The following is a 14,055-nucleotide window of genomic DNA, read 5'->3' on the forward strand; positions in this document are numbered from 1 at the left end:
AGTTGCTCAACTGAGCTGGCGGCCACCGTCCACATGCAAGGTATGGCCAGTGACGAAGCTGGCTTCATCGAGCAACCAGCGCACTGCCTCGGCGATCTCTTCGGGCGTGCCGATGCGTGCCAGCGGCGTGCGCGCGAGCAGGGCCTGCTTGGCGTCGGAAGACTTGCCTTCTTCCGGCCACAGAATCGCGCCGGGGGCGACTGCATTGACGCGCACCTGCGGTGCCAGTTCCAGTGCGAGCGAGCGGGTCAGCATTTCCAGCGCGCTCTTGGACGCGCCGTACAGCGGGTGATTGCGCATCGGCTGCTGGGCATGCAGGTCGGTGAGGTTGACGATAGCACCGCGGTGCTGGCGCAGTTGTGCGGCCGCAGCCTGGGCGATGAAGAACGGCGCGCGCGCGTTGACTGCAAACAACTCGTCCCATTGCGCTGCGGTCGCTTCGCCCAGCGCGGTGGGATAGAACGCCGAGGCGTTGTTGACCACGCCATCCAGGCGGCCGAATGCGGCGATGCAGTCGGCGACCAGTTGCGCCGGTGCCTCCGGCAAGCGCAGATCGGCGTGCAAGGCCAGCGCGCTGCCTGCACGTTGCGCGCACAACGCGGCCACGCGCGCGCTGAGCGCCTCACCGGAGCGGTGCGCATGCAAGGCCACACGGTAGCCGGCCGCATGCAGGGTGGTGGCGATCTGCGCGCCGATACGGCGGCCTGCGCCGGTGATCAAGACCACCTTGGAACTGTCTGTCATGGCGTACTCGCTCGGCGTTGCAAAGGGCTCGGCTATCCTGTGCATTGTCCCCGCAACCGGTGCCCGCATGCACGCCGACCTTCCCACTCCCGATTCGGACGCCTTGGCGCACAGCGACCGCCTGGCTGCGCATGTGCGCGCCGAAATCGCCGCTACCGGTGGTGCGATCCCGTTCTCGCGTTTCATGGAGCTGGCGCTGTATGCGCCGGGTCTTGGCTATTACAGCGCCGGCTCCAGCAAATTTGGCGAGGCCGGCGATTTCGTCACCGCGCCCGAGCTTGGGCCGTTGTTCGCAGCGACCGTGTCCGGTGCGTTGGCGCCGGTGTTGCAGCAGCTCGGCCCAAGTGCCCGCGTGCTCGAAGTAGGCGGTGGCAGCGGCGCATTTGCCGAAGTCACGCTCAAGCGCCTGCTCGAGCTCGATGCGCTGCCCGAGCGTTACGCGATTCTGGAGCCCAGTGCAGACTTGCGCGAACGTCAGCGCGAGCGGTTGGGGCGCACGCTGATACCGCCGGTATTCGATCTGGTCGAGTGGCTGGATGCACCGTTTCCGGACGATTGGGACGGGGTGCTGTTCGCCAACGAAGTGATCGATGCATTGCCCACGCCGCGCTTCGCGCTGCGCGATGGCGAGGTGTATGAGGAAACCGTGGTGCTGGATGCGCAGCAGCAGTTTGCACGTGGCGAGCAGCCGGCCGATGCGTTGTTGGGTGCAGCGGTGCGTCATCTGGAGCGCTATCTGCAGCAGCCGTTCGCTGATGGGTATCGCTCGGAGTTGCTGCCGCAGTTGCCGTACTGGATTCAGGCGGTGGCCGGTGGTCTGAAGCGCGGGGCGATGTTGTTTGTCGACTACGGTTACCCGCGTGGCGAGTTCTATCGTGCACAACGCGAAGACGGCACCTTGCGTGCGTTCTATCGCCATCGCATGCATGAGGATCTGTATCGCTGGCCGGGTCTGCAGGATCTGACCGCGTCGGTAGACTTCACGGCGTTGGCCGAGGCCGGCACCGGGGCCGGTTTCGAGTTGGCCGGTTACTGCACGCAATCGAGCTTTCTGCTCGGCAATGGTCTGGATGCGTTGCTGGCCCAGGCCGATACGCGTACCGATGAGGTGGGGCGCATGCGCTTGCGCGAGCAGATCAAACGCTTGACCTTGCCCAGCGAAATGGGCGAGCGATTCCAGGTGATGGGCTTTGCGCGCGATGTCGATTTTGCGCCGGCATTTCTGGCGGGCGATCTCACATGGCGGCTGTGACGTCTGCGCTGCGTCCGTTTTATCGGCCGTGGTTGTGGGTGGGTTTGTGGGTCGCGGCAATTTTCGTGGTGATTGCGGTGTGCCTGGGGCCGCCGCCAGAGTTTCCGGAGCTACCCTCCAACAGCGATAAGGCGGAGCACTTTTTGACGTTCGCGTTGTTGTGTTGGGGTGCGGTGCAATTGTTCGCCACACGTCGGGCGTTGTTGTTTGCGGCGTTCGGGTTGGTGTTGCTGGGTATCGGTATCGAGATCGCGCAAGGTGCGTTGACGACCAATCGCAGTGCTGATCCCTACGATGCGCTTGCCGATACCTTGGGCATCCTTGCCGGGTTGTGTCTTGCTTGGACGCGGCTGCGATTGGTGATGTTGCGGGTGGATCAGCGGGTGTTTGGGTCGCGCTGATTTTTCTGTGTTTTGCGGTTTTGGGATGACTGGCAAAACGTAGTGCTCAGGGCTGCAGTTTGGCTGCAGGGCCCTTGCCCGCCCACCCTCGCGGGACACGCCGCAAGTACGTCCATGTAGGCTCTTACGCGGCATCCATGCCGCGTAAGGTCCCGCGACGGTGGGCTGGCAAGGACCAGTCGAGGTGGTCGGTGTGCATGGTTGCAAGCAAGGCATGTGTTGTTTGGATAACGCCACGGCCGATCAGCTTCGCAACGCAAAGCGCAACGCGATCAACAGGCAGGCTTTCATCAAACTACCGACCAACTTTCTGGTGAGGGCACCGCGCACTCGACTCACCAAGCTTTTGATCGCATCTAAACGACGCTACGACTCGAAATCTCGGGTGTCTTGAAACGCATGGAGAGTGCGGATAGATCAGTTACAGAGCGGTTGATCTGTGATTCCGCTGCAGGGCCCTTGCCCGCCCACCATCGCGGGACACGCCGCAAGTACGTCCATGTAGGCTCTTACGCGGCATTCATGCCGCGTAAGGTCCCGCGACGGTGGACGGGCAAGGACCAGTCGAGGTGGTCTGTGTGCATGTTTTCAAGCAACCAGCAAACTGTCTGGTGCGGCAAGGGCACCGCGCGCTCGACTGACTAGGGCAAACGCACCGCGCGTTCGCGCAGCCACTTGGTTGCGACCCACTTTTCGCCGGCCAGTACCGGTGCGCCGGCATGCAGGCTGCGCGTCATTGGATGCGGGCGGTCGTAGCTGAAAAACACGGCGTTGCCTTTGACGGCGGCCACGTCCAGATGTGCATCGGGAAAGCGCGTGGCGCCGCCGCGTTCGGGCGTGTTGAGATACATCACCAGCGATGCGAGGCGTTGACCGCCGGCCTGCAACAACACCGGTGTGCCGGCGGCGGTTGGGTCGAAATAGTCGTAGTGCGGCTGATATTCCGCGCCGGTGGCGTAGCGCAGGACCTGCAACCCTTCGCCGTGGTCTACCGGCCAATCGAGCAGGCGTGCGATGCGCGCTTCGATGCGTTGGCATAACGCGTCCTGGCCCAGTTGCAGACCCATGCTGTCACTGGTGCGCGCGGCGTGCACGATCTGCGCGCCGTTGTCGTTATCCACGGTGCGCGAGCGTGCCAGGCGTGGTTGTGCCAGTGCGATCAAGGCATCGCATTCGGCATCGGACAGAAAATCACCCAGCACCACCACGCGCGGCAGCAGCAGGCTGATCAGTACACGCACCTGGCGGTCGCCCAGATCCAGCAGCGAGGCATCGTTGTCCTGCGACACCGCAGGCACGCGCACCGGTACCGGCAGGCTGTGTGTCACTGCATGTTGCTGGATGTGCTCACGCAGCAATGCTTCTACCGCGTCGATGGCGTCCTGCTCGTTCCAGCCCTGATCCAGTAGCGGTTGTAGCGCTTGCTCGGGCGGTTGGCCGGCCATTGCCTGCGCAATGATCCAATCGCCCAGGGCGGCGGGAATAGTGGTCGATGTCATCGCCCTACAGTGCATGCCAACGTGTGGCAGCTTTATGTCAAATGTGTCGCGGTAAGACAAATGCAACACATAGCCCCTATAAAAGTGACGGGGATCTTGAACGTGCTCGCCACTGCAGTGCGCGGAACGCCACCAATTCTTGACGACTCCTCTTCATACCGGACCTTTTGACCTGGAGATCAGCCGCATGGCCGTTCGCAACAGCAGCAAGACATTATTGATGACGTTTGGTACCGCACTGGCGCTGTCCGCCTGCGGTGGTGGTGCCGACCGCGTCGCTTCGCCTGGCGAGGGTGCGTTTCCGCCCGCACCGACACCCGCTCCTGCACCGACCCCGGCGCCCACGCCGGCACCGACGCCTGCACCGGCACCGACGCCTGCACCGGCACCGACCGGCCCGGCTGCGGATTGCCCGACCGGTTTTTCCAACGTCGGCACCATCGCCAACAATACGCTGCGCGCCTGCCAGTTGCCGGACACCATCACCGGCAATCTGGTGGTGCCGGCACGTGCAGGCACTGCGTATTCGATCAGTGGCCGCGTCAACGTGGGTACCGACCGCGGCGGCAATGCCATTGCACCGGCCGCCGGCAGCGCGCAGGGCATTTTGACGATCGAGCCGGGCACGACCTTGTACGGCTCGTCGGGTAGCGACTACATCGTGGTCAATCGCGGCTCGCAGATCTTTGCCGAAGGCAGCGCCACCGCACCGATCGTGTTCACCGCGCGTCAGGCGCTGGACGGCACCGTCACCGCCAATACCATCGGCCTGTGGGGCGGCATTGTGGTGTTGGGCCGCGCGGCCATCAACAACTGCCCGGGCACCACCGTGTCAGGTACGCCGGAATGTCAGGCGCAGGTCGAAGGCACCAACGCGTTCTACGGAGGCAACAGCGTCACCGACAACAGCGGTTCCATGCGCTATCTGCGCGTCATGTACTCGGGCTTCGAAATTTCGCCCAACAACGAGCTGCAGGGCATCACCCTGGCCGGTGTGGGTAACGGCACGCGTCTGGATTACGTGCAGATCCACAACAGCTCCGACGACGGCATCGAATGGTTCGGTGGATCGGTCAACGGCAGCCACGTGGTGATCACCGGTGCCGACGACGATTCGCTGGATACCGATGCCGGTTGGAACGGCGCCTTGCAGTTCGGCATCGTGGTGCAGCGCGCCGGTGGCGGCGACCGCATGAACGAGTGGAGCAGCCTGCGTCGCCAGCCGTATTCGCGCCCGAAGGTGGCCAACTTCACCTACGTGGGCAATGCGCGCGCCGGTGCGGCGATCATGCTCAACCAGGGCACGCAGGCCGCGTTCTACAACTCGGTGTTCACGCGTCCGGCGGGTGGTACCGGTGATGGCCTGGTGTGCTTCAACCTTGCTGATGCCGATACCCTGGGCACGTTCAACTCGGTGTTCTTCGCCTGCCCGACCGCCTTCGGTAGCGATGCGCGTGCGGCCACCCAGTTTGCGGCCGGTACCAACAACGTCGCCAACGGTGTGTCCACGTTGCAGAACACCTTCGTCAATGGCGCCAACGAAACCGCCGTGCCGGCGTTCCAGGGCTTGAATGGGGTGAGCAGCTTCTTCCAGCAGGTGAACTACATCGGTGGCGTGCGTGATGCCAACGACACCTGGTGGCAGGGCTGGACCTGCGGTCTGACCGCCGATCGTCCCTGCTGAGGCACAGCGTCACGCGGCGGCCCGATGTTCGCCGCGTGATGCGTCCAGCTTCATCTTTCAGTTGCCAGGGCTCCCACGATGCGAACCTCCGCTGTCGCCCGTCTTTCGCGGACGGGCCTGTCTCTTTCCATTTCCACCTTGCTGTTTTCCGGCGCTGCGCTGGCGCAGTCGACTACCACCGATGCCGATTCCAGCAGCGGCACCGCCAGTACCAGTACCACCAGTGCGCCCAAGCAACTCGACCAGGTCGTGGTGCGTGGCGAATACATTCCCGAGCCGATGCTGCAGACCTCCGAGGTGGCATCGTTCATCACACGTGAGGACATGGAGCGCACCGGGGACAGCAGCGCAGCGGTGGCGCTGACGCGTGTCACCGGCCTGAGCCTGTCGCGCGGTAAATATGTGTATGTGCGCGGCCTGGGCGAGCGCTATTCCTCGGCATTGTTCAATGGCTCGCCCTTGCCCAGCCCCGAGCCGATGCAGCGCGTGGTGCCGCTGGATCTGTTCCCCAGCGATGTGCTGGCCAGCGTGACCGTGCAAAAAACCTATTCGGCCGATTATCCGGGCGAATTCGGCGGCGGCGTGATCGATCTGCAATCGATGACGGTGCCGGATAAACCGTTTCTCTCGCTCACCGTAGGCGGCGGCGTCAACAGCGTCAGCACCGGCGAAAAAGGCCTGACTTACTACGGCTCCGGCGACGACGAGTGGGGCTATGACGATGGCACGCGCAAGCAGCCTGCCGCGTTGCGCGATGCGATCCAGAGCGGCCGGCGCGTCGATCTGGGCAGTTTCTCGCGCGAGGACATCCGCAGCATCGGCCGCAGCTTGAACAATGCCAACCTGTACGTGCTGCAGGAAAAGGACAGCATCGCCCCGGACGTCAATGTGGGCGGCAGCGCCGGCTACAGCATGGATGTGGGCGAGGCCAAGCTGGGCATCATTGCGGTGGCCAGTTACGACAACGAGTGGCGCACGCGTACCGGCAAGCAGCAGGACGGCATCTTTGTCGGCGACACGGTCGAGTTCAATTCCAACTACGACTTCGCCACCACCCGCAACAATGTGCGCACCAACGGCATGCTGGGCCTGGGTTGGGAATACGGCCGCCACACCATCGGCTGGACCACCTTGTATGTGCACGACGCCTTGAAAGTGGCGCGTAGCCGCGCCGGCCGCGATGAACTGGCCGGTTTCGATGTGCGTGACGACAACACCGAGTGGTACGAGCGCCAGCTGATCAACAACCAGTTGCGCGGTACGCATGCCTTCGGCGAATACGATGACCTGAAGATCGAATGGCGTGCCGCAGTGGCCAACGCCAGCCGCGATGTGCCGTACGAAACCGGCATTCGTTACGAGCTGCTGGATGGCTACTGGGCGCACGATGCCTCGCGCGTGCAGAACTACACCCGCTTCAGCAAGGTCGACGACAAGGTGGCCAGCGGTGGCGTGGATGTGACCTGGCGCCTGCCGATCGAGCACGATCTCACCGTCAAGGGCGGTCTGGCCTATCTGGACAACGACCGCACGGCGTGGAGCCGCGAATTCCGCTTCCTGGCGCTGGATGGCCCGCTGCCGTTCTACAACCAGTTCCAGCGTGTGGATTACCTGATCTCCGATTTCAACCTCAGCAACGATCTGCTGCGCCTGCGCGAGACCACCGGCAGCTTCGGTGCGGCCGCGTACGATGCGACCTTGAAGGTCAAGGCGGCCTATCTGCAGGCCGAGGGCGAAATCGTGCCGACGCTGCGCGCCACCGTCGGTGTGCGTTACGAAGACGCTACCCAGGCGGTGCATCCGTACGACATCTTCAGCGGCACGCGCCAGGACAGCGTGGCACCGTTGGAGAACAGCTACGCGCTGCCATCGGCCACGGTGACCTGGAATTTTGCCGAAAACCAGCAGCTGCGCTTTGGTGCCTCCAAGACCATCGCACGGCCGCAGTTTCGCGAGATGGCGCCGCAGCAGTATCTGGATCCGGATATCGACCGCCAGTTCTTCGGTAACCCGTTCCTGGTCGATAGCGAGCTGGTCAATCTGGATGCGCGCTACGAATGGTTCTTCGAGCCGGGCCAGTACGTCACCGTTGGCGCGTTCTACAAGAGCATCGACAAGCCGATCGAAGCCATCGTCAACGATGCACCCGGTGGCGGCATCGTGCAGAGCTTCATCAACGCACCCAAGGCCACGCTGTACGGCGTCGAGCTGGAAGCCAAGAAGTATCTGGACCTGCCGATCGCGGGCGACTGGTGGGGCGACAACCGGGTGTTCGTGTCTGGCAACTACACGCGTACCAAGTCGGAGGTGAGTGCCAGCGATGGCGACACCGTGCAGCCGTTCGGCTTCACCGCACCGGTGCAGGCGACCTTGTTCATCCGCGATGGCTCGGCCTTGCAGGGGCAGTCCGACGACATCGCCAACCTGCAGATCGGTGTGGAAAGCGAAAGCACCCACAGCCAGGCCACGTTGATCGCCAACTATGTCGGCGAGCGGGTGTCGGCGCGTGGCCGCCCGGGACAGCCGGATTACATCGACAAGCCGGGCACCTCGCTGGATCTGGTGATCAAGAAGGGACTGGTGTGGTCGGGCAATACGCTGTCGTTGAACTTTGCGGCACGCAATCTGCTCAAGACCAAGTATCAGGAATACCAGAGCCTGGGCAGCAACCGGGTGGACCTGTACGAGTACCAGCCTGGCGTGACGTATGACCTGAGTGTGACAGCGCGCTTCTGATCCAACGCGTGCTGCTGTCAACGCAAACGCCCGCTGTGCATCGCATGGCGGGCGTTTTGCGTTTGATGGTGTGTCGCCGTGTGTCGGCATGTGTCATCGGTTTCTTCGAACTGACACATTGCTGCCGCATTCTGTCATCCGACCGCAATCCTGAGACGGATGTCCGCTTTGCAGCGCGCTTTGCCCTCCTTGAAACCCGTGATGACGCTGCGTGGTGTTCGCACTGCGGTGGCCTGCTTGCTGCTTGCGGTGTTGGCGCTGCAGTGCGCGCGCTTGCTGTGGGTGGTGATCACACCGATCGGGCCGCTGGGTACTGGCCAGGTCACCACGGTAGCTAATGCGGATGTGCCCGCACTGCGCCGCGATGTGTTCTATCGCAGCGTGCCCGAGAGCAACAGCGACGGCATCGTGTTGCATGGGGTACGCGCAGGCGGTACGCAAGCGGCCGCGTTTTTGAGCAATGGCGATGGCAAGCAAGGCGCGTATCGCGTGGGCGATGCCGTGGTGCCTGGCGTGGTGGTGCACGCGATCGCGAGCGATCACGTGTTGCTGCGTGCAAGCAACGGCGTGCGGCGTCTGGCGTTGGTCGAATCCACGGCGTCGTCGTCGTCGAGCGCATCGCCTGCAGCGAGCGCGACAACAGCGACAAGCGCGGCACCTGCCGTGATGTCGAATGTCGGCACAGTCACCGGCACCGCCGCAGCAACGGCCGTGGACCCACAACAACTGCTGACGACCGCCGGCTTGCGTGCAAGTACGGATGGCAGCGGCTTCACCGTGATGCCGCGCGGCGATGGCGCACTGCTGCGCCAGGCCGGCCTGGCACCAGGCGATGTGCTGACTCAAATCAATGGCCGCACGCTCGATGCCGAACACCTGCGCGAGCTGCAGGACGAACTGCGCGATGGCCAGGCGGCCACGCTGACCTACCGCCGCGACGGCCAGACCTACACCATGACCTTGAAGCGCCCGCAATGACTGCTGTTCGCCCTATATGGCTGCTTTCAGCCACGTTGTTGCTTGCACTACCGGCCGTGCCGATGGTGTCGTTACATGCCGCCGATGCGCCGGCCGTGCGTTTACAAGATGTGGACCTGCGTGCCTTCATCCAGGATGTGTCGCGTGCTACCGGCATCACCTTCATCGTGGACACGCGCGTGCAGGGCACCGTCAATGTGGCGCGTGCGCAGGCGATGTCGGAAGAGGACCTGCTCGGCATGCTGCTGGCCGTGTTGCGTGCCAATGGCTTGATCGCGGTGTCCAGCGGACCTTCGACCTATCGCATCATTCCCGACGACACCGCAGCGCAACAGCCCGGCAGCGCCGCCAACGGCAACCTGGGATTTGCCACGCAGGTGTTCACCTTGCAACGCGTGGATGCGCGCAGCGCCGCGGAAATTCTCAAGCCCTTGATCGGGCGCGGCGGCGTGATCATGGCCATGCCGCAAGGCAATAGCCTGCTGATTGCCGACTACGCCGACAATCTGCGCCGCGTGCGCGGCCTGGTCGCGCAGATCGACACCGACCGCGCGGCGATCGACACGGTGACCTTGCGTAATAGCTCGGCGCAGGAACTGGCGCGCACGTTGACCTCGCTGTTCGGGCAGGCTGGCGAGCGCAGCAATGTGCTGTCGGTGTTGCCGGTGGAAAGCAGCAATTCGCTGATCGTGCGCGGTGACCCGGCGCTGGTGCAGCGCGTGGTGCGCACCGCGGTGGATCTGGATGGACGCGCCGAGCGGCGTGGCGATGTCAGCGTGGTGCGTCTGCAACACGCCAGCGCCGAACAATTGCTGCCCGTGTTGCAGCAGCTGGTCGGGCAGACGCCAGGTAATGACGCGCAGCCTGGGCAGGATGCGCGCCCGACTGCCGTGGATGTGGCAGCCGCTGCCGGTGGTGCACAGACGCAGGTGATTGCACCGGCTGCCGGCAAGCGCCCGGTGATCGTGCGTTACCCCGGCTCCAATGCCTTGATCATCAACGCCGACCCGGAAACCCAGCGCGCCTTGATGGATGTGATCCGGCAACTGGACGTGCATCGCGAGCAGGTCCTGGTCGAAGCGATCGTGGTCGAGATCTCCGACACCGCCGCCAAGCGCCTGGGCGTGCAGCTGCTGCTGGCCGGCCGCAATGGCACGGTGCCGTTGATCGCCACGCAATACAGCGGTGCATCGCCGGGCATCGTGCCGCTGGCCGCTGCGGCTGCCGGCACGCGCAGCAACAATGGCGAGGAAGATTCGGTGCTGGAGCAGGCGCGCAATGTGGCCGCGCAATCGTTGCTGGGGTTGAGCGGCGGCTTGATCGGCCTGGCCGGGCAAAGCAATGATGCGGTGTTCGGCATGATCATCGATGCGGTCAAGAGCGACACCGGCTCCAACCTGCTGTCTACACCGTCGATCATGACGCTGGACAACGAGCAGGCGCGCATCCTGGTGGGCCAAGAAGTGCCGATCACCACCGGCGAAGTGCTGGGCACCGCCAACGTCAATCCGTTCCGCACCATCCAGCGCCAGGATGTGGGCGTGCAGCTGGAGGTGCGCCCGCAGATCAATACCGCGGGCGGCATCACGCTGGCTATCAAGCAGGAGGTCTCGGCGATTGCCGGGCCGGTCAGCGCGCAATCTTCGGAGCTGGTATTCAACAAGCGCCAGATCGAAACCCGCGTGGTGGTGGAAAACGGCGCCATCGTCGCGCTCGGTGGCCTGCTCGATCAGAACGACCGCCAGACGGTGGAGAAGGTGCCGCTGCTGGGCGATGTGCCCGGTCTGGGCGCGCTGTTCCGGCATAAATCGCGCAATCGCGACAAGACCAATCTGATGGTGTTCATTCGCCCGACCATCATCCGCGATGCGGCCGATGCGCAGCGCATGACCGCGCCGCGCTACAACTATCTGCGCGATCGCCAGTTGGCCGATGGCGACCCGGAAGCCGCGCTCGATGCACTGGTTCGCGACTATCTGCGTGCACAGCCGCCGCAATTGCCGGCCGCGCCATCGTCAGTGGCGCCAGCACCGACGATGGCGCCTGCGCCCAGCGCCCGCCCCGTGCAGCGCTGATGCCATGAGTAGCGCGCGCGCCAGCATTTCGTATGCGTTCGCCAAACGCCACGGTGTGGTGCTGCTCGGCAGCGACAGCGCTGCGCAGATCGGCCTGCGCGAAGGTGGCGATGTGCAGGCCTTGATCGAGCTGCGGCGTGCGCTCGGTGTGCCACTGCAGGTACGCACCTTGGCGCCTTCGGTCTTCGACCGGCATGTGTCGGAGATCTACGCCGATGCCGGCATGGAGCAGGGCGTGAAGGTGGAGGCGCTGGATCTGCACGGCAGCCTGGATTCGTTGATCGACGAGATTCCCACCGCCGATCTGCTCGACAGTCAGGACGATGCGCCGATCATCCGTCTGATCAACGGCATCATCGCCGAGGCTGCACGCCTGGGCGCCTCGGATGTGCATCTGGAGTCGTATGAATCGCGCTTGCGTGTGCGCCTGCGCGTGGATGGCGTGATGCGCGAAGCGGCCACGCTGCCCGGGCGCATCGCCCCGCTGCTGGTGTCGCGCGTCAAGGTGATGGCACGGCTGGATATCGCCGAAAAACGCATTCCGCAAGATGGCCGCGTGTCGTTGGTGATGGGCGCCAAAGCGTTGGATGTACGTGTCTCCACGCTGCCTACGCGCAGCAGCGAGCGCGTGGTGCTGCGAATCCTGGACAAGGAGCAGGGCACGCTGTCGTTGGCGCAGTTGGGCATGCCGCCGGCGGTGATGCACACCGTGCAGCGCGCCTTGCAGGTGCCCAACGGCATCGTGCTGGTCACTGGCCCGACCGGTTCGGGCAAGACCACCACGCTGTATGCAGCGCTGAGCCTGCTCAACGATGGCTCGCGCAATATCCTCACGGTGGAAGACCCGGTGGAATACGCCATTGATGGTGTCGGCCAGACCCAGGTCAACGCGCGCGTGGGCATGACGTTTGCGGCTGGCTTGCGCGCAATCCTGCGGCAAGACCCGGACGTGGTGATGATCGGCGAGATCCGCGATACCGAGACCGCGCAGATTGCCGTGCAGGCCAGTTTGACCGGCCACCTGGTGCTGTCCACCGTGCACACCAATGATGCGGTGGGCGCGGTCACGCGCCTGCGCGACATGGGCATCGAACCGTTCCTGCTCGCATCGAGCCTGCGGTTGATTCTGGCGCAGCGGTTGGTACGGCGCCTGTGCACGCAGTGCCGCGCACCGCGCCCGCTGGATGCCGGCACGCGCCAGCTGTTGGATGCCACGGACGCGGCAACGATCTACAGCGCGGTGGGTTGCCCGGTCTGCCATCACAGCGGTTACGCCGGCCGTGTGGGCATTTACGAAGCCATCGCGGTGGATGATGCAATGCGGCGCCTGATCGGCGACAACGCCGACGAAGATGCGTTGGCCGCGGTGGCCTTCGCACGCGCACCGCGCCTGGGCGATGCCGCGCGCGCGGCGGTGCTGCAAGGTCTCACCACGCTGGAAGAAGCGCTACGCGTCACCCGCCAACAGGACGATGCGCATGCCACGGTTTGATTACACCGTGCTCGATCTGCACGGGCACAGCCGCCAGGGCGTGATCACTGCCGACAACGCGCACAGTGCGCGTGCGCAACTGGAACAGCGGCAGTGGGTACCGGTGCGCGTGGAGGCGGCGGTCGCGACCAGCAGCGTGCGGCCGGCGCGTTTCAGCGGCAAGGATCTGGTGCTGTTCACCCGCCAGCTCGCCACACTGGTGGAGACCGCGCCGCTGGAAGAAGCGCTGCGCACCATCGGCACCCAGTCCGAGCGCCGCGGCGTGCGCCGGGTCACCAGCCAGACGCACGGGCTGGTGGTCGAAGGCTTCCGTCTGTCCGATGCGATGACACGCCAGGGCAACGCGTTTCCGCCGCTGTATCGCGCGATGGTGGCCGCGGGCGAAAGCGCCGGTGCGTTGCCGCATGTGCTGGAGCGGTTGGCGGACTTGCTGGAACGGCAAGCGCAGGTGCGCAGCAAGTTGCAGTCTGCGTTGGTCTACCCGGCGGCGTTGGCCTTGACCGCTGGTGCGGTGGTGATCGTGCTGATGACCTTCGTGGTGCCCAAGGTGGTGGATCAGTTCGATTCGATGGGGCGTGCGTTGCCGTTGCTGACGCGCATGGTGATTGGCGTCTCCAACTTTCTGTTGCATGCAGGCATTCCGTTGCTGATTGCGTTGGTCATTGCGGTGATCGCAGCGCTGCGGCTGCTCAAGCGCCCGGAGCTACGTCTGGCGGCTGACCGCGCGGTGCTGCGTGCGCCCCTGCTCGGCCGGTTGATCCGCGATCTGCACGCCGCACGCATGGCGCGCACCCTGGCCATCATGGTCAACAGCGGGCTGCCGTTGATGGAAGGCTTGATGATCGCCGCGCGCACCGTCGACAACCGCGCGTTGCGGCTGGCCACTGACAACATGGTCACCGCGATTCGTGAGGGCGGCAGCCTGGCCGCGGCGATGAAGCGGGCCGGCGTGTTTCCACCGACGCTGTTGTACATGGCCTCCAGCGGCGAGAACAGCGGGCGCCTGGCGCCGATGCTGGAACGCGCCGCCGATTATCTGGAGCGCGAATTCGAGTCGTTCACCACCGCGGCGATGAGCCTGCTGGAGCCGGCCATCATCGTGCTGCTCGGCGGCGTGGTGGCGGTGATCGTGCTGTCGATCCTGCTGCCCATCCTGCAATTCAACACCCTCGCGCTTGGTTGAGCGCGGCCGCT

10 protein-coding genes are annotated in these 14,055 nt (G+C 64.4%); 8 read left to right on the forward strand and 2 right to left on the reverse strand.

Features of this window, described 5'->3' with window-relative positions:
• Positions 1 to 6: 6 nt before the first annotated feature.
• Positions 7 to 744 carry a pteridine reductase gene (locus AC1PLU_RS04020; protein WP_043910734.1) on the reverse strand — a complete coding sequence of 246 codons (738 nt, stop codon included), beginning with the start codon at positions 742 to 744 and terminating at the stop codon, positions 7 to 9.
• Here AC1PLU_RS04020 and AC1PLU_RS04025 point away from each other — a divergent pair.
• A complete protein-coding gene (locus AC1PLU_RS04025; protein ID WP_481107771.1) occupies positions 743 to 1,996 on the forward strand; it encodes a class I SAM-dependent methyltransferase in 1,254 nt (417 codons plus the stop codon). The two genes, AC1PLU_RS04020 and AC1PLU_RS04025, sit on opposite strands and share 2 nt — an antisense overlap.
• A complete protein-coding gene (locus AC1PLU_RS04030) occupies positions 1,984 to 2,397 on the forward strand; it encodes a VanZ family protein (RefSeq protein ID WP_176340472.1) in 414 nt (137 codons plus the stop codon). The genes AC1PLU_RS04025 and AC1PLU_RS04030 overlap by 13 nt, the downstream gene beginning before the upstream one ends.
• 641 nt (positions 2,398 to 3,038) lie before the next feature.
• Here the strand turns inward: AC1PLU_RS04030 and AC1PLU_RS04035 are convergent.
• The gene (locus AC1PLU_RS04035; protein ID WP_481107772.1) at positions 3,039 to 3,896 is read right to left on the reverse strand and encodes a 2OG-Fe(II) oxygenase; all 858 of its coding nucleotides are present in this window, start codon (positions 3,894 to 3,896) and stop codon (positions 3,039 to 3,041) included.
• Positions 3,897 to 4,083: 187 nt separating this feature from the next.
• On the opposite strand from AC1PLU_RS04035, the gene AC1PLU_RS04040 reads away from it, so the two are divergent.
• The 6 genes from AC1PLU_RS04040 to gspF all read left to right on the forward strand — a co-directional run bounded on the left by AC1PLU_RS04040 (position 4,084) and on the right by gspF (position 14,044).
• Complete coding sequence (locus tag AC1PLU_RS04040) at positions 4,084 to 5,580, forward strand: hypothetical protein (protein WP_162498247.1); 1,497 nt, start codon at positions 4,084 to 4,086, stop codon at positions 5,578 to 5,580.
• A gap of 78 nt (positions 5,581 to 5,658) precedes the next feature.
• Entirely contained in the window at positions 5,659 to 8,316 is a 2,658-nt protein-coding gene (locus tag AC1PLU_RS04045) for a TonB-dependent receptor domain-containing protein (RefSeq protein WP_481107773.1), read from the forward strand.
• Positions 8,317 to 8,475: 159 nt separating this feature from the next.
• Complete coding sequence (locus AC1PLU_RS04050) at positions 8,476 to 9,294, forward strand: type II secretion system protein N (protein WP_481107774.1); 819 nt, start codon at positions 8,476 to 8,478, stop codon at positions 9,292 to 9,294.
• On the forward strand, positions 9,291 to 11,369 hold the full coding sequence (gspD, locus tag AC1PLU_RS04055; RefSeq protein ID WP_481107775.1) for a type II secretion system secretin GspD: 2,079 nt from the start codon (positions 9,291 to 9,293) through the stop codon (positions 11,367 to 11,369). Before AC1PLU_RS04050 ends, gspD begins: the two co-directional genes overlap by 4 nt.
• Positions 11,370 to 11,373: 4 nt before the next feature.
• Positions 11,374 to 12,861 carry a type II secretion system ATPase GspE gene (gspE, locus tag AC1PLU_RS04060; protein ID WP_481107776.1) on the forward strand — a complete coding sequence of 496 codons (1,488 nt, stop codon included), beginning with the start codon at positions 11,374 to 11,376 and terminating at the stop codon, positions 12,859 to 12,861.
• Positions 12,848 to 14,044 carry a type II secretion system inner membrane protein GspF gene (gspF, locus tag AC1PLU_RS04065; RefSeq protein ID WP_481095179.1) on the forward strand — a complete coding sequence of 399 codons (1,197 nt, stop codon included), beginning with the start codon at positions 12,848 to 12,850 and terminating at the stop codon, positions 14,042 to 14,044. Before gspE ends, gspF begins: the two co-directional genes overlap by 14 nt.
• Positions 14,045 to 14,055 lie beyond the last annotated feature (11 nt).

The organism is Xanthomonas sp. NCPPB 2933 (assembly GCF_056725225.1).

Coding starts and splice junctions, on each gene's coding strand:
- AC1PLU_RS04025 (WP_481107771.1), top strand. CDS start 743: ATGGCGTACTCGCTCGGCGTTGCAAAGGGCTCGGCTATCCTGTGCATT.
- gspD (WP_481107775.1), top strand. CDS start 9,291: ATGACTGCTGTTCGCCCTATATGGCTGCTTTCAGCCACGTTGTTGCTT.
- gspE (WP_481107776.1), top strand. CDS start 11,374: ATGAGTAGCGCGCGCGCCAGCATTTCGTATGCGTTCGCCAAACGCCAC.
- AC1PLU_RS04035 (WP_481107772.1), bottom strand. CDS start 3,896: ATGACATCGACCACTATTCCCGCCGCCCTGGGCGATTGGATCATTGCG.
- AC1PLU_RS04030 (WP_176340472.1), top strand. CDS start 1,984: ATGGCGGCTGTGACGTCTGCGCTGCGTCCGTTTTATCGGCCGTGGTTG.
- gspF (WP_481095179.1), top strand. CDS start 12,848: ATGCCACGGTTTGATTACACCGTGCTCGATCTGCACGGGCACAGCCGC.
- AC1PLU_RS04045 (WP_481107773.1), top strand. CDS start 5,659: ATGCGAACCTCCGCTGTCGCCCGTCTTTCGCGGACGGGCCTGTCTCTT.
- AC1PLU_RS04020 (WP_043910734.1), bottom strand. CDS start 744: ATGACAGACAGTTCCAAGGTGGTCTTGATCACCGGCGCAGGCCGCCGT.
- AC1PLU_RS04050 (WP_481107774.1), top strand. CDS start 8,476: ATGTCCGCTTTGCAGCGCGCTTTGCCCTCCTTGAAACCCGTGATGACG.
- AC1PLU_RS04040 (WP_162498247.1), top strand. CDS start 4,084: ATGGCCGTTCGCAACAGCAGCAAGACATTATTGATGACGTTTGGTACC.